The following is a 23,057-nucleotide window of genomic DNA, read 5'->3' on the forward strand; positions in this document are numbered from 1 at the left end:
AAGAGTCCCGGCGCCGCACGGGTGCGGCACCGGGGGATGGAAGCCGATCAGTAAGACGCGTCGCGCAGGGTCAGAAGCGACCGGTTCGGCATCACGTCGTAGCCCTGCAGCTTGCTGTTCATGGCCGAGAACAGCGTGCCGTAGGTCAGGTGAGCCACCGGACCGGAGCAGGCGAGCTTCTGCTGCACCTTGTCATAGGCCGCCTTGCGGGCTGCCTGGTCCTGCTGGCTGCGCGCCTGATCGAGCAGTTGATCGATCTCAGGATCCGAATACTTGAACACGTTGGTCGATCCGCCGGTGCGGAAGGTGCGGTAGAAATACTCGTCCGGATCCGGCTGGCCGGCATTGATCGAGGCGAACATGTCGAAGTTGCTGTTGCGCCAATCCTGAATGAACTGGCCCTGCTCCTGGTTGACCAGCTCGACCTTGAAGCCTGCCTTGTTCAGCTGCTCCTGCACCACCTGGGCGATGTCCTTCACGTCCTGACGCGGCAGGACCTTCAGGGTGACGGCGACCGGCGTTGCGACGCCCGCCTCCTTCAGGAGCGCCTGGGCCTTGGCCGGATCGGGCTTGTAGCAGGCGAACTTGTTGACATCGAGCGCCCAGGACTTCAGCGCGGGCGAGAGCGGGCCACCCGGAACACCGGCGCCGAAGAGGGCTGCGTCCACGATCTCCTGACGGTTGAGGGCGTAGTTCACCGCCTCGCGCACCTTCGGGTTGTCGAAGGGCGGCTTCGACACGTTCATGCCGATGAGCGTGTAGGCGAGATCCATGGTCTCAGCGAGCTTCACGTTCGGCTTGCCCTTGAGCTGCAGGGCCGTGGCCGCATCGATGTTGGGCAGGAGCGCGTATTGGCCGTTGCTCAGGCCCACCTGGCGGGTCGCCGATTCAGGCACGATGTTGAACTTGAGCCCGGCGAGCTTCGGCAGGCCCTTCGCCCAATAGGCGTCGTTCTTGGTCAGAAGAATGAAGCCGTTGGGCTGCCACTCCTGGAACTTGAACGGGCCTGTGCCAACGGGCGCCTTCTGCAGGGCATCTTTGTTCGCCTCCATGGCGCTCGGCACGATGGCGATGGTGGCGAGCGACGACAGGAGCGCCGCGGACGGCTCCTTGAGCTTCAGCTCGACCGTCTGGGGATCGACCGCATTGGCGCTTTCGACCGCTGCGAGGCGGCTTGCCAGGGGCGAGGCGATGTCCTTGCTCTGCACGCGCTTGATGGAGGCGACCACGTCTTCTGCCGTCATGTCGGAGCCGTCATGGAATTTCACGCCCGAGCGCAGCTTGAACGTATAGGTCTTGCCGTCCGGCGCGACGGTCCAGGATTCGGCGAGGCCCGGGACGGTCTTAAGATCCTTGTCGATGGCCGTGAGGCCCTCATAGATATTGCCGTTCACCACCATGAAGCTCGGAAACGCGGTGATGAGATGCGGATCGAGTCCTGTCGGGCCTGCATCCGCGCCGATTTCCAGAACTTGAGCCGAAGCGGAGGCCATTGCCGCCACCATGAAACCTGCGCCAAGCGCACTGCGCAGAGCTGACCTGACCATTCTTTTGTTCCTCCTTTGGAAGCCGCAAAGGGATTTATAAGTCATCGTTTCGAACCTGTCATGGTCCAATATCATACCACTCTGGACCGGCTCATGGGCTGTGCTATGGTCCACCACAGGATTGAACCTCCCGGAGAGAGTGATGTCGGATCGTCCCATCGTCAAAGCCATCGGCGTGATCAGCGGTACTTCGATGGACGGCATCGATGTTTCCATCGTCGAGACGGACGGCGATACGGTCGTGAGGCCTGGCCCTGGCCGTACCTTCTCCTACCCGGAGGATTTGAGGACAGTTCTCCAGGAGCTGATCGCCGAGCCGGCACGGGCGCAGAGCGAGCCGCTGGAGGATCTCGAGCGGGCCGTGACGGAGGCCCATATCGCCGCCATCCGGCGCTTCATGGGCGAGACCGGGATTGCCGCCGCGGATGTGCAGCTTATCGGCTTTCACGGCCAGACCGTCTACCACCGGCCCGAAACCCGCTTCACGCGCCAGCTCGGCCTCGGTGCGCGTGTCGCGCAGGATCTCGGCATCGACACGGTCGACCGCTTCCGCCATGCCGATGTTGCTTCGGGTGGCGAAGGCGCGCCGTTCGTCCCCCTCTATCACCGGGCTCTCGCCAGCAAGCTCGCGCAACCGGTCATGGTCCTCAATCTCGGCGGCGTCGGGAACGTCACCTATATCGACGGCGATGTGGTGATCGCCTTCGACACCGGCCCGGCGAGCGCGCTGCTCGACGATTTCGTGCTGCGTCGCCGCGGCTTGAGCTTCGACGAGAACGGGCAGCTGGCAGCCTCCGGCAAGGCCGACGACAAACTCGTCTCCGAATTCATGCGGAACCCGTTCTTCGACCGCCCGGCGCCGAAATCCCTCGACCGCCAGGACTTCCATGCCCGCGCCAAAGGTGTGGAAACGCTCTCGGACGAGGACGGCGCCGCGACTCTGGCGGAATTCACGGTGCAATCCGTCATCGCCGCTCTGCGCCATGTGCCGCGCGCGCCGCAGCGCTGGCTGGTCACCGGCGGTGGGCGGCGCAACGCCCATTTCATGAAGCGCCTGCACGGGGAACTCGGCGTTGCCGTCGATCCTGTCGAGTCCGTGGGCTGGAACGGCGATTTCCTCGAGGCTCAGGCCTTCGGCTATCTCGCCGTGAGGTCGACCCTCGGTCTGCCCTTGAGCCTGCCGACGACGACCGGCGTGCCGCATCCCATGCCCGGCGGTGAACTCCATCGCGCCGCGTGAGACCGCCATGGTCCTGACGGAGATCATCGAGCAGGCCTTCGCGCCCTCCGCCACTTCGATCGAGAGCGGCAGCATTCCCGGCGCGGTTCTTGGGCTCATTACCGCAAGTGGCGAGCGCGCCGTGCAATGGGCCGGCGCGGCACAGATCGAGCCGGATCGCGAAAGTGTTTCCCGTGAAACATGGTTCGACCTTGCCTCGCTCACCAAGGTGATCTTCACGACCACGCGCGTTCTGCAGCTGGTCGAAGAGGGCCGGATCGCCCTCGACGATCCATTGGTGACGGTCATCCCGGATCTGCGCCAGTACGACATGAACGCGGCCGAGCGGCGGCTCACCTTCCGCCAGTGCCTTGCGCATCAGACGCATCTGCCGGCGGTGGAGCCGCTCTACACCTATGGCCAGGATCCGAACACGCTGCGTGCCTTCATCCTGCAGAGGGTCTGGCAGCCGGGGCCGCCGGTCTATTCCGATATCAATTACATGCTGCTCGGCATCGCCATCGAGCGCATCACCGGACAGGCGCTGATCGACCAGCCGCTTCCCGAACGCTTCTCGTTCCGGCCCGATCCGAAACTCTGCGCCGCAACCGAGAGGGACACCTGGCGCGGGCGCGTCATTCGCGGCGAGGTGCATGACGAGAACGCCTTTGCGCTGGGCGGCGCCTCGGGCCATGCGGGATTGTTCGGCACCATCGACGGCGTGCTCGACTTCGCCCGTTCGCTCCTCGACGGCACGGGACTGTCACCCGACTCCATCAAGGTGATCCGCACGCGGGAGTCGGAGAGGCGCACGGTGGGCTGGGAGGGCTTTTATCCCGGCTGGCACGGCGGCGATTCCTGCTCGGCCGACACCATCGGCCATACGGGCTTCACCGGCACCGGCCTCTGGATCGATTTCGAACGCGGGCTCGCCTGGTCGCTGCTGACCAACCGGGTTCATCCGAGCCGGCACAAGGACAGCGGGATCCTGCCGCTGCGCCGTGCAACGGGCGAGGAGGTGATCGCGTTGTTCGATCGCCGCGCGTGACTTTAAGGATGCCAACAGAAACGTGGTGAACGTCTCCATTCTGTCGTCCGCAGGCAATTGTTGCGGGTCTCAACTGGTCCTATATTGGTCTGGAAGAAAGTTGGCATAATGGCGACAGAACATTTCAGTACCCGCTTCCAGGACCTCGACACCTGGCCGAGCCTCGACGTGCTCTCGGCCTTTCTCGAAGGACAGCTCTCCGCCGTCGCGGCCGTCAGGCCCGCTCTCCCGGCGATTGCTTCTGCTGCGGAAGAGGCGGTGCCGCGCCTGCGCCGCGGCGGGCGGCTCGTCTATGCCGGCGCCGGAACGTCGGGCCGCATCGGCGTTCAGGACGGCACGGAACTGCCGCCGACCTTCAACTGGCCGGACGACCGCATCGTTTACCTGATCGCCGGCGGGGAAGGCGCCATCATGCAGGCGGTCGAGAATGCCGAGGATTCGGTCGAGGACGGCATCGCGGGCATCCGCGACAACAAGATCGGCCCCGACGATGTGGTGATCGGCGTGGCGGCCAGCGGCCGGACGCCGTTCACCATCGCGGCCCTCAAGGAGGCGGCCGCGCGGGGCGCCCAGACCATCGGCATCTCCAACAATCCCGACACGCCCCTGCTGGACGTCTGCTCCCATCCGATCCTGGCCGACACGGGCGAGGAGGTGGTGGCCGGCTCGACCCGTATGAAGGCCGGCACGGCCCAGAAGGTGATCCTCAACCTGCTCTCCACCCTGATCATGGTGCGGATGGACCGGGTCTATCGCGGCCTGATGGTCAACATGCGGGCCACGAACGCCAAGCTGCGCCGCCGCAGCGAGATCATGGTGATGCAGATCACCGATTGCGACGAGGCCACGGCGACGGACGCCATCCTGGAGGCCGGCGGCGACCTGAAGACGGCCGTTCTCATTGCGATGGGTGCCAGCCCGGCGGAGGCGCAAGCCGCTCTCGAGCGCCATGACGGCAATCTGCGCAAGGCCCTGGCGGATCTCCCCAAGACGTCATAACAAAGCAGCATCAAGGCGGGCACTGACAAGAAGGCTGCAGGCGCATGGGGCTGGGGCTGGGCATCGATGCGGGCGGAACCGCCACGCGCTGGCGGCTGGCGGATGCCACCGGCCGGTGCATCGCCGAAGGCTCCGTCGCGCCCCTGACCGGCCATCTCTTTTCCGCCGCCGCCGAAGAGCGCGCCCGGCAGATCGTTCTCGACATGGCTCAAGTCGTGCTGAAGACGGGAAAGCCGCTGGGCATCATCGCGGGCATCACGGGGCTGACCCGCGACACGCCGGCCGAGGCCACCATGCGGGCCATGTTCGCCGAGACCTTCGAGCTGCCGCCGGAAAAAGTCTTCGTCGCGGAGGACATGTGGATCGCCTACCTGGCCTACTTCGCCCTGGGCGAGGGCATCCTGGTCTATAGCGGCACCGGCTCCATCGGCTACTATCTCTCCGAGGACAAGCAGGTGATCCGGGTCGGCGGGCGCGGCAACCTCATCGACGACGGCGGCTCCGGCTTCTGGATCGCCCGTGAGGCGCTCAAAGCCATCCTGCGGACCGAGGAGGAAAGCCCCGGCGCAGGTTGGAGTTCGACGCTCGGCACCTGCCTCGCCCGGGCGCTCGGCGGCACCGACTGGAACATCGTCCGCTCCTTCGTCTATGGCGGCGACAGGGGCAAGATCGGCTCCCTGGCTCGGGCCGTCGGCGAGGCGGCCTCCGCCGATGACGCCACGGCCCTTCATATCCTGAGGGAGGCCGGCGAGGAGCTGGCACGCCTGGCCAATGCCCTGATCAAGCGCCTCGGGCCCCGGCCCGTGGCCCTGGTGGGCGGCTCGGCGCGGCTCCATCCGGTCGTCGCCAGTTCCTTCCGCAAGGGCCTTGTCGCTCCGGTCGAGTTCATCGCGACCGATCTGGACGCGGCTCTGACGGCCGCCCGCCTGGCCGCGACCCTCAACAGGCCTTAAGAAACCGCCAAGCCCAAAGGCCAAGCCCTCACGGCTTGCCTATTCAGTCCCGCTCGTCCAAGACTCTGGCGGCGAATTCAGCGAGACGATGTTTAAGCGATGCATGCTCTCTTTGTCGGACAGACCTATATCGACGTGACCTTCCTGGCGGACGAGTTGCCGACCGGGGACGAGAAGACCGTGGCCCGTGACTATGCGATCTCGTTCGGGGGCAATGCGGTCACGGCGGCCTTCGCCTGCGCCAAGCTGGGCCTGCCGCCGGACCTGCTCACCTCGATCGCGGATGACTGGCTTGGCCGCATGTTCATCGACATGGCGGCGAAATACGGCATCTCGGTCCATCACCGGAAGGTTCACGAATCCTCCCTGTCCTTCATCATGCCCCGGGGCGGCAAGCGCGCCATCGTGCGCTGCCGCGACGACCATTACCTGCACCCCGTTCCGCCGCTGAACCTTCAGGGCTGCAAGGCGCTCCACCTCGACGGCCACCAGGCCGATGCGGCCATGCATTACGCCCGGGCCTGCCGTGAGGCCGGCATCCTCACCTCCCTCGACGGCGGGGGCCTGCGCTCCAACACCCATGAGCTCCTGGAATTCATCGACGTGGCCATCGTGGCCGAGCGCCTGTGCGAGCAGATGGACCTGAGTCCGGCCGGAATGCTCGGTTATCTGAAGAGCCGCGGCTGCCGGATCGGCGGCGTGACCTTGGGTGAGCGCGGCCTCGTCTGGTACGACGAGACGGGTCAGGAAGGCGTCCTGCCCGCCCTCGACGTTCCGGGCGACAAGGTGGTGGACACCAACGGCGCCGGCGACATCTTCCACGGCGCCTATGTCTATTCCGCCATGGCCCGGCCGGAGCTGCCCTGGCGCGAGCACTTCATCTTCGCCCGCGGAGCGTCGTCCCACGCCATCCAGCATCTCGGCAACGAGGCGAGCCTGCCGACCGTTGCCGATATCACGCAGGTGCAGACGCAGTTTGCGGAGAAAGCCGCGTCCAAGGCCCTGCTGGACGGCCCGGATACGGCTGGACAAAGCAAGCGGACAGCCTAGAACATTATTACAATAATAAGCCTGACACCGACGCTTCCCGTTCATGTGCCTTCGTAAAGGATGTCCGCGTGAGTCCCTCTCAGCCTTGGGCCTATGGACTGGATGAGATTCGCCTCCAGGGCGGAGCGGAAGGGTTCAGCCGGGAGGCTTTGTCCGAGCTTCTCGAGAATGTGCCGCTGGCCATCGCAGTCACCCTTGGGGCGAACCAGCAGTTCGCCTTCGCCAACCGCCTGTTCCGGTCGGTCCTCGGATCCCCCGACGAGGACCTGATCGGACAGACCGTCCAGGAGGTCATGGGTGAGAGGTACACCCCCGAGCTTCGCTCCGCGCGCGAGAAGGTCTTCCAGACCGGCGAGCCGCAGGAGCTGAAGGACCATGCCCTCGTCCTGACCCCCGGCACCACCACCTATTGGGACATCAAGCTGCTGCCGGTCCGCGATGGGAGCGATCAGATCAGCGGCATTCTGGCTCTCGGAGCCCATGTGACGGAGCGGGTCAAGGCGCGCGGCGAGGCCGAGATCAAGGCCCGCGAGGTTGCGCTCCACAATGAGCGTCTGGCGCTTGCCGTCGAGGCGACCGAGATGGGCCTGTGGGAATGGAACACCCAGACCGGCGAGACCTTCTGGTCGGACCGGCAGAAGGACATCTTCGGCCTGCCGAGGAACGAGCCTGCAACCTATGAGTTCTGGTACTCGGCCCTCCATCCGGAGGATCGCGAGCACGTTGTGAGCGGCGTCGGGTCCCTGAGCAATCCGCGATCCGGCGGGCAGCTTCAGATCGAGCACCGGATCCTCCGCCCCGATGGCGAGGTCCGCTGGATCCTCAGCCGCGGCCGCATGCTCTACGAGATCGTCGACGGCGAGCTGAAACCCGCCCGCGTCCTCGGAACGATCATCGACATCACGGAGCGCCGCAGGAACGAGGAGGTCCGGCAGCTTCTGGTGCAGGAGCTCAATCACCGGGTCAAGAATCTCTTCGCCATGACCAGCGGCATGATCGCCCTCACGGCCCGGACGGCGGAAACGCCGAAGCAGATGGCCACCGCCCTGCGCGGGCGCATCGAAGCCCTGGCCCGCGCCCATGAGCTGATCCGCCCGGCCATCACGGGCAGCGAGCCGACCGATGGGGAGACCACGGTCGACGGGATCCTGCAGGCCATCCTGGCGCCGCACATCAGCCAGGACGCCTCCTCCTCGATGACGCTCGAAGGGCCGCCGGTGCGGATCGGCCCCAAGGCCGCAACGATCCTGACCCTGGTGCTGCACGAGCTGGCCACCAACGCGTCGAAATACGGCGCCCTCTCGGTTCCCGAAGGCCGCCTGAGGATCAGCTGGGTGCGCGGCGTGACGCTCACGCTGCTGTGGCAGGAAGAGAACGGGCCGGCAATCCAGGGCGAGCCGAGCGCGGAAGGCTTCGGCTCGAAGCTCGCGCTCCGGAGCGTGAAGGACCAGCTCGGCGGCGCCATCGCCTACGACTGGCGCCCCGAGGGCCTGCGGGTGCGCATCGACCTGCCGATGAACCAGCTGGAAGCCTGATCCGGCGGTGTCATTCCCGGCCGAAGATGGCGAAGCCATCGCAGGGGAAGGGAATCCATAGCGCCGAGGGTGTGATTGGATCCCCTTCCCTCGCTTTCGCTCGCCGGGGATGACACCCTCCACGTCATGGCCGGCCTTGTGCCGGCCATCCCGATGCGAAGGAACGCGACGCCTCAACGAAGGGGGATCACCGGCACAAGGCCGGTGATGACAGAGGTTCCAATCCCGAAAGGCGCTTGAGCCTTACGCCGCCTTCTTCTGGTAGTCCTTCACGTCCGAGAACTGGATCGCCTTGTAGCGGTCCACCTCGTATTGAAGGTTGAACTGGTTCGCCGCCATGAACACGGGCGCATCGTCGAGATCGCGCGCCATGGACGACAGGTGGCTCTCGATGAACTTGTCGAGCTCCTTCGGGTCGTCCGCCGTGATCCAGCGGCAGATCGAGAAGCGGGTCGGCTCGTAGTCGATGGGCAGGCCGTATTCGGCCGCCAGGCGTTCTTTCAGCACGTCGAGCTGCAGCGCGCCGACGACGCCCACGATGGCGCCGGAACCGTCCTGCGGCACGAAGAGCTGCACCACGCCTTCTTCCGCCATCTGCTGCAGCGCCTCGCGCAGCTTCTTGGCCTTCATGGCGTCCTGCAGCTTGATGCGGCGCAGGATCTCGGGCGCGAAGCTCGGCACGCCGCGGAAGACGATGTCCTCGCCCTCGGTGAGCGTATCGCCGATGCGCAGGGTGCCGTGATTGGGAATGCCCACCACGTCGCCGGCCCAGGCTTCGTCCGCGATGGCGCGGTCCTGGGCGAAGAAGAATTGCGGCGAGTTCAGGCTCATGGGCTTGCCCGTGCGCACGAGCTTCGCCTTCATGCCGCGCTGGAGCTTGCCGGAGCAGATGCGCATGAACGCGATGCGGTCGCGGTGGTTCGGATCCATGTTGGCCTGGATCTTGAACACGAACCCCGACATCTTGGGCTCGCTCGCCTCGACAAGGCGCTTGTCGGCCTCCTGGCCGCGCGGCGGTGGCGCGTATTCGGCGAGCGAGTCGATGAGATCCCGCACGCCGAAATTGCGCAGAGCCGAGCCGAAGAACACCGGCGTGAGATGGCCCTCGCGGAAGGCTTCGAGATCGAAGGGCTTGCAGGCCTCCTGCGCCAGCGAGACCTCCTCCTGCCATGCCTCCACCTCTTCCGGCGGCAGCAGGTTCAGGAGCTTCGGGTCGTCGGGGCCTGAGACCTCCGTCGGCTCGTCGTCCGTGTCGATGCGGCGGACCACGTTGCGGCGCAGGTCGAAGGTTCCGGCGAAGCTCTTGCCCTGACTGATCGGCCAGGTGACGGGAGCCGTGTCGAGGGCGAGCGTCTTCTCGATCTCGTCGAGCAGGTCGAAGGGGTTGCGCGCCTCGCGGTCCATCTTGTTGATGAAGGTGACAATCGGGATGTCGCGCATGCGGCATACCTCGAACAGCTTGCGGGTGCGCGCCTCGATGCCCTTGGCCGCGTCGATCACCATGATGGCGGAATCGACGGCCGTGAGCGTCCGGTAGGTATCCTCCGAGAAGTCCTCGTGGCCCGGCGTGTCGAGCAGATTGAAGACGCAGCCGCCATACTCGAAGGTCATGACCGAAGTCACCACCGAGATGCCGCGCTCCTTCTCGATGCCCATCCAGTCGGACCGGGTCGAGACGCGGTTCTTCTTGGCCTTCACCTCGCCGGCGAGCTGGATCGCGCCCCCGAACAGCAGCAGCTTTTCGGTGAGCGTGGTCTTGCCCGCGTCCGGGTGGGAGATGATCGCAAAGGTTCGGCGGCGGCCCACCGGGGCCGGAAGATCGGTCATGGCTTTTGGAATTCTCTGAAATCGATGCAGGGGACAGAACGCCGCAGCGCCCCGCCCTTTCGCTGGGCTCTTCTCACCCCATATGGGGGTTTCCCGTCAACAACGAAAGGAGGTGATCCAGTGTCACACTCCTTTATTTTCAAAACCCCTTGTCTTACCGGGGGTTACGGCGGCTCTCCCTCTAATTGATTCTACGTTGGTACTTCGCTCAATAGATCAGCGAAAGACTGGCTTTGTCCTTAGCGACACTGCCACTTGGCCTTTAGGACAGATGCTCCGGGCACATCGAGAATACCATCTCGAATACCGAAAGATCCATAAATCAATTCTCCATTTATGCGAACTTAAATATCGCCTTTTTGGCATCAACTCCGGCACAATAATCAGCATATTCTTTACGGATTTATTGCTGATGAGTAATTCACCTTGGAAAAAACGATCTGAAGCGGCTGATTACTTGCGCCGAAGCCCGAAAACGCTTGCGAATTGGGCATCCGAAGGACGTGGCCCACGCTTCACTCGGAAAGAAGGGCGTCCCCTCTATCATATCAACGATCTCGATACTTGGGCCCGCAGCGGGAGCGATTCTGCCCTGCTTCAACAGCGTGGCCGCCCACTGGCTGTGGGGGGTCAGCATGGCTAAGTCTACGCCGCTGAAACTTACCTGCAACAAAGTTCGAACACTGACCTGCCCCGCAGGCGAACGCAGCATTAGTTACACTGACATCATGGGGAATCTCATCATTGTGATCTCCCCTCGGTCAAAGATTTGGCGGTATCGCTTTCGGTTTAACGGAGGCAACCCCGAGACTATCACGCTCGGGAAGTGGCCTAATATGAGCTATGAAGAAGCAAGAGCTAAGGTTGTCGAGTTCGAACGGGCACGCTCAGAGGGCCGCCATCCAAGGTCCATCTTGGCCCGTCCACGACGCGCGACGACCGTTGCGGACGTGCTTCAGCACCACCTCTTGACCCTGAAGCCCGACAATAGGAAAGGCGTAACGAACCTTTATCGTGAGATTCTGAAGGATCATGGAGCGACTGCGGTAACTGACTTTACGCGGTATGTGGCGAAACGCTGGATTGAGGACAATTATGAGCATCGCAAAGGCGCGGCGCGTTCGCTGATCCGGAATTTGACGGCGGCATTCAACAGGGCCATTGACTCGATCAGTGGGCTCGCAGTCCCGCCGGGATATGAAAACCCGACCTCGAAAATTTCCAAGCACATTTCATGGCTCGTTGAGCATAAACCGGGCAGTCTCGCCGTGGCTTGGGAAGACCGCGAGTGGGAACAGGTTATGGCTGCGATCCAACATGGCTATGCCGATCCTGATACGCATGTGACAGGTCCAATGTGCCTTGAATTGCTGCTCCATACAGGCGCTCGCCCGTCTGAGATTCAGAGTTTGCGTTGGGACGAAATCGAGGACTTCCACACAGAAGGGAAGAATTTCAGAATCGCAGTCAAGGATCGCCACAAAACATGGGCGAAGACCGACCGACCGCGACAGATCTTCTTCAGCGAGGAAGCAATGGCAGTCCTCGACAAGGCTGCCGCGTATCGTAACCAGACTGGCTACAACGGCCCCTATGTTTTTCCGTCGCGCCGCAGTCAAAAGAACCAGAAAGTGGGCTACGTCAGCCGCTTGACTGCGCTGGCACACCGCCTCGGCAAAGCGGTTGGATTTGACTTCAAGCCTTATAACTTCCGGTCTGCATACATCAATCACGCGGTCCAGACGCTCGGATATGGCAAACTCTCGGTGATTTCCGAGAACGTTGGCCACACCGAGGTAGCAACCACCCTTAAATACTACCATCGCCAAAGGGTCTCGGATCGCGCAGAGGCAGCGGAAGCTGTGGGAAGGGCATTCAAAAAGCTTTCCACCGCCACAACTGTCTCGGGGCTGTATAGTGCTCCCTTCACGGGAGCAAGTTCTCAGAACCCCGCTTTTGCACCTGACCTTCAGAGCTAACATCCTTCGATGTAGCCTAAAGCGGTAATAGAGACCCTTTCTATGGCAGGAGCGCCTATCGGAATTCTAACAAAATGGTTCAAGTTCCATTCAGCCACGCTTTGTTTGAATGAAGCCAATAGGAATTTGGCGCTATCGGATTGGAGATCATACATGCGGAAGATTGCAACGCTGGCTGCCATCAGCGTCTTGGCTCTTGGAACCGTATCGGCGTCCAATGCCGAGGCACGGGATCGCAATTGGGTTGGCCCTGCTGTTGCGGCTGGCGTCGTCGGTGTTGCGGCGGGTGCCCTGCTTGCGAGTGCAGCCACTCCGGCCTACGCTTATCCGGCTTATGCTCCGGCATCTTATAGTTATGGCAGCTATTATGCCGCCCCGGCTTACCGCCCCTATCGCGTGAAGCGGATTGTCCGCTACTACGAGGAGCCCCGCCCGGTCTACCGCACTCGGCGCGTGGTTCGCTCCTATGACTACGGGTACGCTCCGGTGAGCACCCGTACTGTGACCTACAGCTACGGCTCTCCGTACTATGGGGGCGGCTACCACGGCGGATGGTAAGCTGAACCAAATCCGGGAATCCAGAGGGCGGTCTTTATGACCACTCTTTTTGTAACTACATGACACCTCGAAATTCGCGATCTTTTAGACCCGGCACCGTTATCTGGCTGAAACCCTGACAGGAACTCCACGAGCGATTGAATTGCTCACGGTGGATGGTTGCCTTCGTGCGCTCAATAACGGCATCCAGATCGGCGTTCGCATCGGCAGCCTCAATGGCCACCTGCATGTCAGCCGAAGTTGCAAGCAGCGGATCACCGTCGAATGTCACCGTTACATCGACTGCTACCGATGACAGCCGGATGCCCATCTCATGGGCGACATAGTAAAGGTCGTTGCAAAAGCACCCGCCAATTGCCACCCCAAGCAGTTGGCCGCCATTGAACCCTAGTCCTTGACCACCTGCCCTTCCCTCTGGCCGGTCAACGACCACAGAGTGAGCGCCTGCCCAACCAACCGACGCTTCGGTATCAGGAATGCCACGTAGTTTGACCGTCATTGTCGTCATATAGCCCTCCCCTGTCTGCGCTAAGTCTAAGCCACCACGTCCTTGGCCACCGCAGCAGTCCATAGCCCCAAGATCACATCGGGATTGGTGATCCCCATGATTTCTTCGGTGGTCATGCCGATAGAGGTGCCGTACCGAAGCATCTTGGTACGGTCGTCTTCGAAGATTGCTTGGTCAGCCCAATCAGGGCGAGCATCGATCAAGGCGCTCATCATTCGCTAAACCCGATGCGAATGCGATTGGCTGAACATCACGGCCCTCCATGTGCGATGTTGATGTTCCCAACCGATGCCAGAGATTATAAAATGAACGGTGAACCGAAGACTCGATGCAAAATGCGGCACATAGGGGTGCGACGGTCTTCGAGATCTATGGACCCGATGCTTGCCCAAAAGCTGCGAGACGGCGCATGCTCATTCTGGAATTCCTGCGAGCTTTAGCGCCTCAAGAAACCGTTCAAACATGGCCTTGTCACGGTAGTGGGATCGTCGCGAACGAGTGATTGAGGTGTTCGGCTGCACTTCTAGCAGTTTTGAAGCGACCGCTCTCGCTTCATCTAATCGGTCGAGGAAGACGAGGGCAGCGGTATGGTATCGGAGTGAAACTGGATGTGAGGGCATTCTTTCCAGTGTGCGTCGCGCCCACAGTTCCGCTTCTTCAAAGCGGCCAGAAAACAGGTAAGCGGCAGTCGTCCCACTGTTTATGAGGTGTACCCGAGGGTCGATGGGGCTCATGCGCCGCGCTGTATCCAGCAAGCTCAATGCCCTTTCATACTCGCCAATATGCACGAAGACCCACCCACAGTTTGTGCAGACGAAGGCGGAATTTGGATGTAATCGCAGGGCATTGTTGGCGAGGTCTGCTGCCTCGTCGAAATGCCCAACGAGGCCAGCGAGTGTAAAGGCTGCGATTGAAAGGGCAGTCCCATTGGCATTGTCGGCTCCAATTGCCCGATGCGCCGCTTCACACGCCTGCTCTGACCCGTAGCTCCAATCCGCAATCCAGCCTCCGACCGTCATTCGAGCCAAACAATCTGATAATGCGGCCCATGCCGCTGAGAACTCTGGATCACGCTCAACTGCCTTGCGAAGCAGGGCTTCGGCGTGGCGAAATCCGGCCTCTGTGTATGAATGGAAGTCTGGCAGTGCTCGGAGATAAAGATCATAGGCCGCGAGGCTTTCGGTTGGCTTGGCACGGGCACGGGCGATTTCTGCTGTCAGCAACGTTGGTTCAATAGCGGATACGACAGCGCGTGTGATCTCGTCTTGGAGGTCAAAAATATCCTCTATTTCGCGGTCGAAGCGATCAGCCCATATGTGGGCTCCGGTCGCGACCTCAATAAGCTGGCCTGTAATCCGTACTCTTTTGCCAGCACGACGGATTGAGCCCTCAAGCACGTACCGAACACCGAGAACCCGCCCAACCTCCTTTACGTCTATCGCCTGTCCTTTGAACGTGAAGCTGGAATTTCTCGCAATCACGAAGAGCCAGCGGGTACGAGATAAGGCCGTCAACAGGTCGTCTGTGATACCGTCTGCAAAGTATTCCTGCTCCGGGTCGCCGCTCATGTTCGTGAACGGCAAGACGGCAATAGAGGGTCGGTCGGGCAGCGGGAGGGCTCTACGGAGCACCTCAGCACTTGTTGTTCCGTCCGAGCACCGTCCAATGGCAAAGACCCGAATTGGCCTGTCGATGTTCTTCACCTCCTGCTCACCCATGTCCTCAAAGACATAAGGCAGTTTGCCCCGGACCTCCTCGTGGACCTTACTGGAAATCAATATGCTTCCGGGCTCGGCAATCTGCTCCAAGCGGGCCGCGATATTCACCCCGTCCCCGAACACATCTCCGTCACTTTCAATGATGATGTCGCCAAGATTGATACCGATACGGAGCTTTAGAGCTTGGCCATTATCCTGAGTGCCTTCGACCCTCAGCGCGTCCTGAATGGCAATGGCGCATTCGACGGCCCCTGTTGGGCTTGGGAATTCCACGAGGAACCCATCTCCTGTGGTCTTGACGATCCGCCCACCCTGCTCGGCTACATGGGGCTCAACCACCTCGGCTCGCAGGCTCTTGATGCGGGCAAGAGTCTCCTCTTCGCTCTGGCTCATTAGTCGTGAGAATCCGACCACATCAGCCGCAAGGATGGCCGCAAGCCGTCGTTGGACCTTCATTGGAGTGCCCTAAACCACAAAAGCAATTGTGCAACGGAGTTGCCGCTTCGTCCACGGCAAAACTGTCATCGTCGGGTTTGATATGGTGAGGGAGGCGATCCAAAGGCGGTAGCTTCCGGCGGGTCCTCGATAGCGGCCCACCAGATGGCCAACACTACGTCTTTGTCCGAAAGCAGATGCACACGACCCTGACCGTGTGAGAACGGCGAAGTATTCAGAAAGCCGTCTCACACAAGTTGTCTCTTGATTTTTAAGGCCAAGTCTCCCATAGTTGTCTCACATGGTCAGGGGGCAACATGCTGATTGGGCTGGCACGCACTAGCACTGACGAACAAAAGGCTGGCCTCGAAGCACAGGTCGAAACGCTCCGCGCGCTTGGTGTCAATGAGGACCACCTGTTTGTTGAGGAGGCCAGTTCGGTTGGGAAGCGGCCTGTCTTGGAGGAGGTGCTGAGGTTCTGCCGCAAGGGCGATACGCTCATTGTCACGTCCCTCTCCCGGCTTGCTAGATCCGTTCCCCACCTATGGGAGATCGTGCAAAGCCTTGAGAAGAAGGGTGTCGCCCTCCGAATCCTCGATTTGGACATCGACACGAGCACCCCGAATGGACGCTTGATGATGACGCTCGTTGGCGGCATCGTTCAGTGGGAACGCGAGATCATGCTGGAGCGCCAGAGGGTCGGGATTGCCAAGGCGCGCAAGGAGGGGAAGTTCCGTGGACGTGTACCCACCGCCCGTCGTCAGAGCACCGAAGTTGCAAAGCTCAAGGCGGAGGGCATCGCGCCGACTGATATCGCCAAGCGGCTCAAGATCAGCCGAGCGTCGGTCTACCGTATCCTGAGCGAGACCGGCCCGTGCGAAACTGAGGCTCGGTAAGGTCGAGTTGTAAGCTGTCGAGCCTATCGCCTGTGCGCCACCGGAGGTGTCATCACGCTCCGGTCGATCCTCACCAGCGTCTCGACCTTTGACGACACCTTGTCCGGGAGGCTGTCACCCCCACCGTTGGGGATGTCTAAGCGTTTAGCAAGGAAGTCGATCTCAGCGGCGGTTACTGGATGCCCATGCCCTTGGAGCATTTCCGCCAGATCTTCAGGGAGCACATCAATCTGCTCTTGCAGGAGGAGAAGGGCTGCTCGGAGGGTACTCAACTCACGTTCGTCGAAGACAAGTGTGAGGGTCTTCATCTGATCCTTCATCCATAAGAATGGTCCGCTCAGGCTAACCGGACGTTTGGCAGAATCAAGGCAATCGGAGCACATTGAAACTATGTTGCCATGGCGCACCAAGTGCCTTCCACGGACCGAATGGCCCGAAGAAGGTCGCACCATTCCTCAAACATGATCATGCTGTATTGTGCCGACGAGAAGATAATCCAGCGGATGCTGTCCACATTCGGTCGCGTCCACCTTCCAAAGGCGGCGGCGATTGGCCGGGCGACTAATGACCCAGAGCCACTCACCGCCCATGAGTTGGTTGCTGCTGATTAAAAGGGCACAAGGATGAGTTGCGTAGTCCGAGGGATCTCCAGCAATCTCGACAACATGGCGTCAGCAATATTAGAACAAGCGCGGACGATCTTAGCTCATCGACAGGCATCTACCTGCTGAGGGAAGCCATTTCCATTGAACTCGATCCTCTTTTTCTTCCCAAAGTATGCAGTGAAACTTGGCCCACTGTTATTAGTTGTTCCACTCACGACGTAATGCCCGCTCTCTACCCGCACATCTTTAACCGAATATGGCGTCTCGCCCTCTTCTACTTTCGCGACGAAAGTGCGTGACGCAGGTGTAAACACCACGGAATACTCCCGACGAATATTCCGACACGTCATTTGCAGCTTGGAGGCTGGTTGGGCAGCGGCCGCTGTCGTTCCTACTGTGAACGAAGACGTTGAAGTAAAGGCCGAGGCTGAGACGGTTAATAGGATGTATGTTAGGGCTTTTCTGCGAGCCATCGTTGATCTTCCACTCTTGAAGAGGCGCATTTTCTTAGGCAGTCGTTGCAGATCGATGCGGCCTGCAAGACCTGTTATCATTATCTTGAGTATGATGACGCATGGATACCTTTTCCCATGCGCGAGATCAGGCATGATGTGGCATATATATTATTGAATACGCGAAGGATTTCGGTTCTAACGAACGGAGATCGTGAACGTCTTAACGCCGGTTGGGCAACAGCGAGGATCATCGGGCTTTGGAACGGTCGTGGTAACTGAAATGCGACCGGGCGAGAACTTCACGTTCCGAGGGCTTTCCCCGAATAACTCGTTGATCTTCACAATTCTAGCAAGCTTGTAGGTCCCGTTGATCTCGCGCCAGACCCACGTATGCAACTCCATGCTGTTTCCACCCTCGAATGGGCTGTAAATGAGAGAGATCGCATCATTGGTTCCTTGGCCGGTCAGGTCGCCATAAAACACGCTGACGTAATCATTACTCAAGCGACTCTTCTTCATCTGCGCTCGGATAGTCCCAGATGCCGGGCCGTGCAGCCCTTCAGACGGAGCATCAGCGTCAGACAAAGAAAGGTCTTTACCCTGTTGCTCCAACTGAGCCTCCGCTTCCATATCAGCCTTGAGGAAGCGTGCGTTTACCCACCCCGCCATCCCTTGGTACTGTATTTTGCACCAACGGGTTGTGCCGGGAAGCGGAGCATCTGAGTTGATGACCTCCTGCCCTCCATGAAAGGTGCGGCATTCCAGATTGCGGAGCCCTCGTCCATCCGGAGGGATCTGCCCGATTTTAGCAGAAGCTACGGAAGGTTTCTCGCGAACGAATAGCACATCGTTTGAGGCTACGCCTTTCACCGAGAAAAAATCGGGGCCATCGGCGGTAGCCCAAGCAGGCTGGTGCAACCCTACAGCCGCGATAGCTAAGAGCAGCGCGCCAACTGAACTATTCATTTTAACCTGTCTCTCTCGCTTAAGCACCACGTAAGTCTGCCAACTCGCGCTCGTGACTTCCACGAGGAGTCAATATACCTCGAAACTCGTCATGCAGTGATTCTTGGGCAAGGTTCGCGCGCCCCCGGTAATGGAAAAGGTTGATCTCCGTCCATCCTCTAGTGACACCTCCATGGTGCGCCCCTTGCGGAGTTCCTCCCAAAGCGACCAGAAGTTCGCAGCACAGGCATGACACTCGGTTGACACAGACGATGTTTCGTCAGCACCAAGCTCAAGCTGTCGATTATTAACTTTTATCTTGATACTGCTATCTGGCGGCGGGGCCTTGCCCCCGATCAGGAAGCTAATCTGAACCGGCTTACCGCCCTTCGGTTTCCAGCTATGACAATTCATCCGAAGAGTGTCGCCAGCCGAGTTCCTGACGGAATACTCCCTCGACCCGCGTTGAGTATCGACCTTCCAGTTCTCCAATCCTAAGCTCTTGTCCGCAGTAGACGCCTTTGCAGCCTGCTCTTCACTTTGCGGCGCTGACGGATCAATATACTTACTCTCACAGACGGCACCCCAAAGCCGATACTCTGCCAGATGCTTCTTTGGGGGCTGGCCAGTGCGCTTAATCGGAATGGCTGGAGCATCGTCGCCTTCGGGAACATTGTCGGTTCTAGCGACAAATCGATTACCTTGATGGCATCCGATCATGTAGATCGCATGCGTGGGCGGCTTGTTATCAAAATCCGTTCTAGTCCTAACGCTGGCAATACCGTCGTCGCCAATGTTGCTTGGACTTAAGATGATCGAAGTCCAGCGTGCGCCGTTGCTCTCGCCAAGATCATATGGCCGTGGATCGGATGGGCGTTCCGCTTTCTGTTCAACGGGCTTCTTCTCACAAAGAAACTCCATTCCTGCGTTGCTTAAGGTGAATGCCTTCCATTGCTCGGAGTAGGCCCACCTGACACCGAGAGGTCCATAGTCGGCTTTCTCAAGTCCATACGTGTGGGAGGCTCGCTGAGGCGAATCCTTTATTTCGCCTCCGTAGTCCGTGCTCGTTGAGCTTTCCAAATAGAAGTTCTTGAACGTGGTCCGACCGTTCATACTGTCTAATCGGGTGCTTTCCGTGCCCGTAAATCGTACAGTAAAGGTCAAGGGGTGCTTGGCCGGTCTCGGTGCCCCTGTAAACGGCAGAGATCCATTTGTTCGGAAACCAAACTCACGATCACAATGGAGAGCATAGTCGGCATCAGCCCATGCAGCGGTGGCAGCAATCATATTGAAGGATGCGGCAGTCAGTATGGCTCTCGTCAGCCGGATTTTAGACATATCTGCCCCCAAGCCGATTTAGCTTACCGGCTTCTATTTCCGCCCATATTACCATTGCAGATGGGGACATCGCCACGCTTCAACTTGGCCTCGGCCTCATACTTTATGGCATAAGGTAAATGTGAGCGGCTTAACCCCACGGAAACGCTCATGGGGTCGTAACGCCCTTGCTAGGCCGTCGCCCATTCCTGAAGACGCCGAATCTCGCTAAACACCTGTTCCATTTCTCGAAAACGCCGATCAGCCTCGACTCGGTGCTGTTGGGACTTGCCGTCTGGATGCAGCGCCTTCCGATAAGCCTTGTGGACCGCCCTGATTACGAAGTCGGGCGCGGCCTCATCGAGCCCAACCCGCCGGAACACGGGATGGCCCTTGCCCTCCCTTCCTTGGCGCTCCTTCGCTTCCTGTAGTTGTTGCTCCAGATGTGAGATCTGCCCCTGCGCGAAGATGAGGGCACTTCGCAGGGCTTCCGCCTGAGCCTCCGTGCTTTGACATGCCGCGCGGAGACGGACGGCTTCGCGTCGATCCGATATCAGCAGCGGGACCGCCCATATGACCGAGCCCCACAAGAGCAGCCCAGAGAGCACAGGCCACTTCACGATCATCAGGAAACTCCCAAGCATGATCGCAATCCGAAGCGTTCGTGGGGAGGCAAGGATTGCATCGAGCCTCGGCTCGATCAGCTTCCACCCGGCCACTGCTATTTGGTTCACGAATACGCGCATGAAGGGGGTCACGCCGCGTGGAGGTCTCTGGCCACCTCATTCAAGATGGCCTGCAAATCGTCAGGCCCTGCATCATCCTCAAGCACATCAAGCTCCAGCCCGTCGAACTGCCTAATGCCGAGGAGCCGTGCCACAGCGTTGTAGGGCTTGGCCTGCGCTACCCGCGCGGGGCTCAGGATGCCAGCGGCTTCGAGCTTCCGGTGGATCGTGTGAGCCGTAGCCCCATCAACAGGACGATTGTTGGGACTATAGATGCCGGTCAGAAGCCAATGGTTCGGGCTCAGGCTCAGGACTTCGATGATGGCGGGTTCAGGCAGGTACTCTACATAGGCTTGCCGCCCGACCACGCAGAACCGGATCTTGGTGGCCAAGCAGTTGTTGAAGCGCGCCGCTGCCTCACGCATGGCCTGTGCAGAGCCAAGGACGGTGAAATCACTGTTGTCATAGATCGGCGGAGAAACAGGAAAGCGTTCAGCCTTATCCAACCACCGCATGGCCCAATCGTCCAACTTTTCGGGGCTGACCTCTGCGAGGCTCTTGGCCAGTTCGAGTTCCGTCACCTGCGGCACGAGGCGCAGGATCAAGTCGATGGTCGTCTTGAAGTCTGCCACTTGCTCAACCGAGCGCAGACCCTCGACAAGATTGGGAAGCACAAAGGGAGGTTTGAGCGCCAACAGAACCGCAGGCATCGAGGGAGCCACCTTCTCTATCTGCCGGAGGATCTTGGCGCGGCCACGGTGCTCAGGCTGAGAGAGGATGTTCACGATGGTGCGGTAGGTGGCCGGATGCAGAGGGCTAGTGCCCAAGCGGCCAAGAACTCCGACCAGCCCCTCTACGGACCCGAAGGCGGCAGGAACGATGTCCCGCACCCGGATCGGGCGGGTTATGAGAACCTGAGCGATCTGCGCTCGCGGGTCGGCACCCGCAGGTCCAGCATTGGGAAGAAGAGAGCCAAGACGGCTTGCGATGCCCGCCGGCCCTTCATGGAGACAGGACGCGAGCACGAGAAAGATCGCTTGTCGGCGCAGGGGGCCTGCGGCCATAGCAAATCGGAGAATGCCGGGGTGGATTTCGTCGTAGGAAATGAGAGTGCTAAGAGCCCAACCGTTGAACGCGCGCGGTTTCACTTCCAGACATTGATTCAAGGGCAAACCCCGTCAATATTGATTATGATTCATTGTTTCATAGGATGGAATATTTGTAAAGTATAACTTCGTAATCGATGTATATTATGAATCACTATTACGAGTGTCATTCGTTATTCTGAGTCATAGGGTCGACTCTTCCGCCAAAATCTGGCTCACCTAGCGGGAAATCCCATCTCTGCTGCCCTTCATTGGGATGAGCCAATCATCTTTATGGCTTGGTCCTTCCCAATACCGATCTGCTATGAGAGTTGGGAGCCAACATTCAACCACTTGAACTTCTTAGATCGTGCGTATAGCTGCGGGTCACTATCTTTCAGTTAGTAAAAAAGCGCGCAGATGAGGCTGCACCTTTTTTAGACGCCTCATCCAATGGGATCTTGAATGTCCAACGAAACAACATCAAACTACATCGAGCTTGCGGCTGGCATCGTGTCGGCCTTCGTCACCAACAACTCAGTGCCAGCCTCCGAACTTCCGAGCTTGATTGGAAGCGTTCACGCGGCGCTTCAGAACATCGGCCAACCGGCTGGAACGCAGGAAGAAGCGAAGCCTACCCCTGCTGTGTCCGTGAAGAAGTCGATTACACCGGACTTCCTAATCAGCTTGGAGGACGGAAAGCAATACAAGTCTCTCAAGCGGCACCTTGGGAAGTTGGGTCTGACCCCTGAAGCTTACCGTGAGAAGTGGGGCTTGCCCCGCGAGTATCCCATGGTTGCGCCAAACTATGCGGCTCAGAGGTCGGAATTAGCCAAGAGCATGGGTCTTGGTCAGAAGCGCAGGAAGACGGCTCAGGCCAAAGCCGCCGCCAATGATGTAGTCCAAGCGGATGCACCCAAGGCTCCAGCCAAGCGCGGACGGAAGAAGGCCGCTTAACGCCGCTCCGACGAAGGTTAGAAGGCCGCTATCTCTGAGCGGCCTTCTTTTTGGATAGGGCACCGCGAGCACTATGGAAGGAACCTGAGCGGCACCAGCAGAACTTTGGCCTGATTGCAGAGGCGATGTCGAATACAGCTATTTTGGCTGGAAGTACGAGGTCTTGCCCTCCTGACCGTGTTTGGGGTCAGGGGGCATCCATAGTGACAAAACTTCTTGATCCAAAATGTAGGGCTGCCAGCCCTAACTATGAGCCGATCTGCATGGGGAGCCCGTCCGAGGCCAAAACGGGCAGCGATCACCTTGGATAAATAGCCCAAACATCTGTCCAAGGATCACCATGCGCTACCGCGACTTCGCTCCCAACCAAACCTCCACCTATAAGAAGCGTCTTCGAACCGTGACCCTCTGCGTCCTTGATGACGCTGAATGGGCTCTCCTGACCAAGATCCGAGAGGCCACAGGTCCGAGCCGGATTATTGGCGTGAGATCCCTCGCTCCACGATTTCAGGGCTTCTCCGTCGAGATCGTCTGCAAGGATATCAATGCGGCTTGGGAGTTATTCGCGAACTGGCATGACAACTCCATTCGGGAGGTCTGCCAAGCCGCAATACAGGATGAGGTCCAGCATTCAGCAGCCCAGACCCACTAAAGTGGCACGGCCCGTGTAAGCCTTACGCAACTTTCTGCGACCTA

At 59.9% G+C, this 23,057-nt stretch carries 22 protein-coding genes; 12 read left to right on the forward strand and 10 right to left on the reverse strand.

Features of this window, described 5'->3' with window-relative positions:
- Positions 1–47: 47 nt before the first annotated feature.
- Positions 48–1,547 carry an ABC transporter substrate-binding protein gene (locus tag JAO75_RS01245; protein WP_199045974.1) on the reverse strand — a complete coding sequence of 500 codons (1,500 nt, stop codon included), beginning with the start codon at positions 1,545–1,547 and terminating at the stop codon, positions 48–50.
- Between the two features lie 142 nt (positions 1,548–1,689).
- On the opposite strand from JAO75_RS01245, the gene JAO75_RS01250 reads away from it, so the two are divergent.
- The 6 genes from JAO75_RS01250 (at position 1,690) to JAO75_RS01275 (ending at position 8,351) form a co-directional block, all read left to right on the forward strand.
- Positions 1,690–2,787, forward strand: coding sequence for an anhydro-N-acetylmuramic acid kinase (locus tag JAO75_RS01250; RefSeq protein ID WP_199045976.1), 1,098 nt, complete (start codon positions 1,690–1,692; stop codon positions 2,785–2,787).
- Between the two features lie 7 nt (positions 2,788–2,794).
- The gene (locus tag JAO75_RS01255; RefSeq protein WP_199045978.1) at positions 2,795–3,814 is read left to right on the forward strand and encodes a serine hydrolase domain-containing protein; all 1,020 of its coding nucleotides are present in this window, start codon (positions 2,795–2,797) and stop codon (positions 3,812–3,814) included.
- Between the two features lie 108 nt (positions 3,815–3,922).
- Positions 3,923–4,813 (forward strand): N-acetylmuramic acid 6-phosphate etherase, encoded by an 891-nt coding sequence (locus JAO75_RS01260; protein ID WP_199045980.1) that lies wholly within the window; start codon positions 3,923–3,925, stop codon positions 4,811–4,813.
- 44 nt (positions 4,814–4,857) lie between these two features.
- A complete protein-coding gene (locus JAO75_RS01265) occupies positions 4,858–5,766 on the forward strand; it encodes an N-acetylglucosamine kinase (protein ID WP_199045982.1) in 909 nt (302 codons plus the stop codon).
- Between the two features lie 99 nt (positions 5,767–5,865).
- The gene (locus JAO75_RS01270) at positions 5,866–6,816 is read left to right on the forward strand and encodes a sugar kinase (RefSeq protein ID WP_199045984.1); all 951 of its coding nucleotides are present in this window, start codon (positions 5,866–5,868) and stop codon (positions 6,814–6,816) included.
- Between the two features lie 68 nt (positions 6,817–6,884).
- Complete coding sequence (locus JAO75_RS01275; RefSeq protein ID WP_199045986.1) at positions 6,885–8,351, forward strand: PAS domain-containing protein; 1,467 nt, start codon at positions 6,885–6,887, stop codon at positions 8,349–8,351.
- 243 nt (positions 8,352–8,594) lie between these two features.
- Here JAO75_RS01275 and JAO75_RS01280 read toward each other — a convergent pair whose 3' ends face one another.
- Positions 8,595–10,178 (reverse strand): peptide chain release factor 3, encoded by a 1,584-nt coding sequence (locus tag JAO75_RS01280; RefSeq protein ID WP_199045988.1) that lies wholly within the window; start codon positions 10,176–10,178, stop codon positions 8,595–8,597.
- 412 nt (positions 10,179–10,590) lie between these two features.
- Here JAO75_RS01280 and JAO75_RS25435 point away from each other — a divergent pair, with 412 nt between their 5' ends.
- The 3 genes from JAO75_RS25435 (at position 10,591) to JAO75_RS01295 (ending at position 12,715) form a co-directional block, all read left to right on the forward strand.
- Positions 10,591–10,821 carry a helix-turn-helix domain-containing protein gene (locus tag JAO75_RS25435; RefSeq protein WP_425523140.1) on the forward strand — a complete coding sequence of 77 codons (231 nt, stop codon included), beginning with the start codon at positions 10,591–10,593 and terminating at the stop codon, positions 10,819–10,821.
- Positions 10,814–12,157 (forward strand): tyrosine-type recombinase/integrase, encoded by a 1,344-nt coding sequence (locus JAO75_RS01290; protein WP_199045992.1) that lies wholly within the window; start codon positions 10,814–10,816, stop codon positions 12,155–12,157. The genes JAO75_RS25435 and JAO75_RS01290 overlap by 8 nt, the downstream gene beginning before the upstream one ends.
- Before the next feature lie 153 nt (positions 12,158–12,310).
- A complete protein-coding gene (locus JAO75_RS01295; protein ID WP_199045994.1) occupies positions 12,311–12,715 on the forward strand; it encodes a hypothetical protein in 405 nt (134 codons plus the stop codon).
- Between the two features lie 55 nt (positions 12,716–12,770).
- Here the strand turns inward: JAO75_RS01295 and JAO75_RS01300 are convergent, their stop codons facing one another.
- From JAO75_RS01300 to JAO75_RS01310, 3 genes are all read right to left on the reverse strand, one after another.
- Positions 12,771–13,223, reverse strand: coding sequence for an OsmC family protein (locus JAO75_RS01300; RefSeq protein ID WP_343234535.1), 453 nt, complete (start codon positions 13,221–13,223; stop codon positions 12,771–12,773).
- Positions 13,224–13,249: 26 nt separating this feature from the next.
- Positions 13,250–13,426: a hypothetical protein gene (locus JAO75_RS01305; protein ID WP_199045996.1), complete on the reverse strand. Its 177-nt coding sequence runs from the start codon at positions 13,424–13,426 to the stop codon at positions 13,250–13,252.
- 210 nt (positions 13,427–13,636) lie between these two features.
- Entirely contained in the window at positions 13,637–15,397 is a 1,761-nt protein-coding gene (locus tag JAO75_RS01310; RefSeq protein WP_199045998.1) for an adenylate/guanylate cyclase domain-containing protein, read from the reverse strand.
- Between the two features lie 296 nt (positions 15,398–15,693).
- On the opposite strand from JAO75_RS01310, the gene JAO75_RS01315 reads away from it, so the two are divergent.
- Positions 15,694–16,272, forward strand: a complete 579-nt coding sequence (locus JAO75_RS01315; protein ID WP_199046000.1) for a recombinase family protein — start codon at positions 15,694–15,696, stop codon at positions 16,270–16,272.
- A 23-nt stretch (positions 16,273–16,295) separates the two neighbouring features.
- On the opposite strand, the gene JAO75_RS01320 is transcribed toward JAO75_RS01315, so the two are convergent.
- The 5 genes from JAO75_RS01320 to JAO75_RS01340 all read right to left on the reverse strand — a co-directional run bounded on the left by JAO75_RS01320 (position 16,296) and on the right by JAO75_RS01340 (position 21,485).
- A complete protein-coding gene (locus tag JAO75_RS01320) occupies positions 16,296–16,580 on the reverse strand; it encodes a basic helix-loop-helix domain-containing protein (RefSeq protein ID WP_199046003.1) in 285 nt (94 codons plus the stop codon).
- A 947-nt stretch (positions 16,581–17,527) separates the two neighbouring features.
- Positions 17,528–18,298 (reverse strand): SH3 domain-containing protein, encoded by a 771-nt coding sequence (locus tag JAO75_RS01325; protein ID WP_199046005.1) that lies wholly within the window; start codon positions 18,296–18,298, stop codon positions 17,528–17,530.
- Between the two features lie 69 nt (positions 18,299–18,367).
- The gene (locus tag JAO75_RS01330; RefSeq protein ID WP_199046007.1) at positions 18,368–19,615 is read right to left on the reverse strand and encodes a hypothetical protein; all 1,248 of its coding nucleotides are present in this window, start codon (positions 19,613–19,615) and stop codon (positions 18,368–18,370) included.
- A 170-nt stretch (positions 19,616–19,785) separates the two neighbouring features.
- Positions 19,786–20,340 carry a hypothetical protein gene (locus JAO75_RS01335; RefSeq protein WP_199046009.1) on the reverse strand — a complete coding sequence of 185 codons (555 nt, stop codon included), beginning with the start codon at positions 20,338–20,340 and terminating at the stop codon, positions 19,786–19,788.
- Positions 20,341–20,348: 8 nt separating this feature from the next.
- Positions 20,349–21,485, reverse strand: a complete 1,137-nt coding sequence (locus JAO75_RS01340; RefSeq protein ID WP_199046011.1) for a hypothetical protein — start codon at positions 21,483–21,485, stop codon at positions 20,349–20,351.
- A 384-nt stretch (positions 21,486–21,869) separates the two neighbouring features.
- Between JAO75_RS01340 and JAO75_RS01345 the strand changes: the two genes are divergently transcribed.
- Both JAO75_RS01345 and JAO75_RS01350 read left to right on the forward strand, forming a co-directional pair.
- A complete protein-coding gene (locus tag JAO75_RS01345; protein WP_199046013.1) occupies positions 21,870–22,361 on the forward strand; it encodes a Ros/MucR family transcriptional regulator in 492 nt (163 codons plus the stop codon).
- Positions 22,362–22,701: 340 nt separating this feature from the next.
- On the forward strand, positions 22,702–23,013 hold the full coding sequence (locus tag JAO75_RS01350; RefSeq protein ID WP_199046015.1) for a hypothetical protein: 312 nt from the start codon (positions 22,702–22,704) through the stop codon (positions 23,011–23,013).
- Positions 23,014–23,057 lie beyond the last annotated feature (44 nt).

It is taken from the genome of Microvirga splendida, assembly GCF_016427565.1.
GTDB classification, from domain to species: domain Bacteria; phylum Pseudomonadota; class Alphaproteobacteria; order Rhizobiales; family Beijerinckiaceae; genus Microvirga; species Microvirga splendida.

Coding starts and splice junctions, on each gene's coding strand:
- JAO75_RS01245 (WP_199045974.1), bottom strand. CDS start 1,547: ATGGTCAGGTCAGCTCTGCGCAGTGCGCTTGGCGCAGGTTTCATGGTG.
- JAO75_RS01250 (WP_199045976.1), top strand. CDS start 1,690: ATGTCGGATCGTCCCATCGTCAAAGCCATCGGCGTGATCAGCGGTACT.
- JAO75_RS01255 (WP_199045978.1), top strand. CDS start 2,795: ATGGTCCTGACGGAGATCATCGAGCAGGCCTTCGCGCCCTCCGCCACT.
- JAO75_RS01260 (WP_199045980.1), top strand. CDS start 3,923: ATGGCGACAGAACATTTCAGTACCCGCTTCCAGGACCTCGACACCTGG.
- JAO75_RS01265 (WP_199045982.1), top strand. CDS start 4,858: ATGGGGCTGGGGCTGGGCATCGATGCGGGCGGAACCGCCACGCGCTGG.
- JAO75_RS01270 (WP_199045984.1), top strand. CDS start 5,866: ATGCATGCTCTCTTTGTCGGACAGACCTATATCGACGTGACCTTCCTG.
- JAO75_RS01280 (WP_199045988.1), bottom strand. CDS start 10,178: ATGACCGATCTTCCGGCCCCGGTGGGCCGCCGCCGAACCTTTGCGATC.
- JAO75_RS25435 (WP_425523140.1), top strand. CDS start 10,591: ATGAGTAATTCACCTTGGAAAAAACGATCTGAAGCGGCTGATTACTTG.
- JAO75_RS01290 (WP_199045992.1), top strand. CDS start 10,814: ATGGCTAAGTCTACGCCGCTGAAACTTACCTGCAACAAAGTTCGAACA.
- JAO75_RS01295 (WP_199045994.1), top strand. CDS start 12,311: ATGCGGAAGATTGCAACGCTGGCTGCCATCAGCGTCTTGGCTCTTGGA.
- JAO75_RS01300 (WP_343234535.1), bottom strand. CDS start 13,223: ATGACGACAATGACGGTCAAACTACGTGGCATTCCTGATACCGAAGCG.
- JAO75_RS01310 (WP_199045998.1), bottom strand. CDS start 15,397: ATGAAGGTCCAACGACGGCTTGCGGCCATCCTTGCGGCTGATGTGGTC.
- JAO75_RS01315 (WP_199046000.1), top strand. CDS start 15,694: ATGCTGATTGGGCTGGCACGCACTAGCACTGACGAACAAAAGGCTGGC.
- JAO75_RS01320 (WP_199046003.1), bottom strand. CDS start 16,580: ATGAAGACCCTCACACTTGTCTTCGACGAACGTGAGTTGAGTACCCTC.
- JAO75_RS01325 (WP_199046005.1), bottom strand. CDS start 18,298: ATGAATAGTTCAGTTGGCGCGCTGCTCTTAGCTATCGCGGCTGTAGGG.
- JAO75_RS01330 (WP_199046007.1), bottom strand. CDS start 19,615: ATGTCTAAAATCCGGCTGACGAGAGCCATACTGACTGCCGCATCCTTC.
- JAO75_RS01335 (WP_199046009.1), bottom strand. CDS start 20,340: ATGCGCGTATTCGTGAACCAAATAGCAGTGGCCGGGTGGAAGCTGATC.
- JAO75_RS01345 (WP_199046013.1), top strand. CDS start 21,870: ATGTCCAACGAAACAACATCAAACTACATCGAGCTTGCGGCTGGCATC.
- JAO75_RS01350 (WP_199046015.1), top strand. CDS start 22,702: ATGCGCTACCGCGACTTCGCTCCCAACCAAACCTCCACCTATAAGAAG.